This is a genomic window from Gardnerella massiliensis (assembly GCF_003408845.1).
In the GTDB taxonomy this organism is placed as follows: domain Bacteria; phylum Actinomycetota; class Actinomycetes; order Actinomycetales; family Bifidobacteriaceae; genus Bifidobacterium; species Bifidobacterium vaginale_H.
This window is the reverse complement of the sequence record NZ_LRTV01000008.1, coordinates 84,351-85,031: the sequence shown is the minus strand read 5'-3', so window position 1 is coordinate 85,031 and position 681 is coordinate 84,351. Positions and strand designations below refer to the sequence as shown.

1 pseudogene is annotated in these 681 nt (G+C 51.0%); it reads right to left on the bottom strand.

Features of this window, described 5'->3' with window-relative positions:
• Window positions 1-681: pseudogene (locus AXE77_RS06750) on the bottom strand (Rne/Rng family ribonuclease); the annotation flags it as partial.

Genomic DNA, 681 nt, shown 5'->3' with positions numbered 1-681 from the left:
ATTGCGAGATTGACTTTGTGCAGTATCGTCCAAATCGTCGGCAGTGTCGTTATCGTAATCGTCGCGCATATCGAGTTTTTGGCGGCGGCGACGCAAGCTGCGGTCGTTACGTTCGTTGCGTTCGTTACGGTCGTTACGTTCGTTACGTTCGTTACGTTCGTTACGTTCGTTGCGAGATTCGCGATTATCGAGACCTTCATCATCCTCAACATCATTGCGATTGCTGCGGTTGCGACGCCTGTTCGACACAATATCGCTTACATCGAGCGTTTCGTCGATACGCGTATCAATAGGTGCATACACAATATCGTCGTAGGCAAGATCTTCCTCAATTTGCTCAACTTCGGCGGCGGCGCGACGCTCGACCGCATTGAGGCGGCGCGAACGACGCGAACGCTGACTTTTTCGAGGAATATCGTCAACACTGCGGTAGAAGTCGATATCATCATCAAAAATTCCCGCATTGTTAACGTTTGTATTGTTAACGTTTGCACTGTTTTCATTGTCGTCAGATTGACGATTTGATAGCTCGCCTTCAGCTGTTTTTGTGGTTGCGGATTGGGCAGATTGACGAGAACGGTTGGCAGACGAGTCGTTGTCAAGAAGGCGTCCGCGTCGACGGCGACGGCCGTCACGGGAATCTCGAGTATCATCGCGAGTGTCGCGACTGTCACGTAAGTC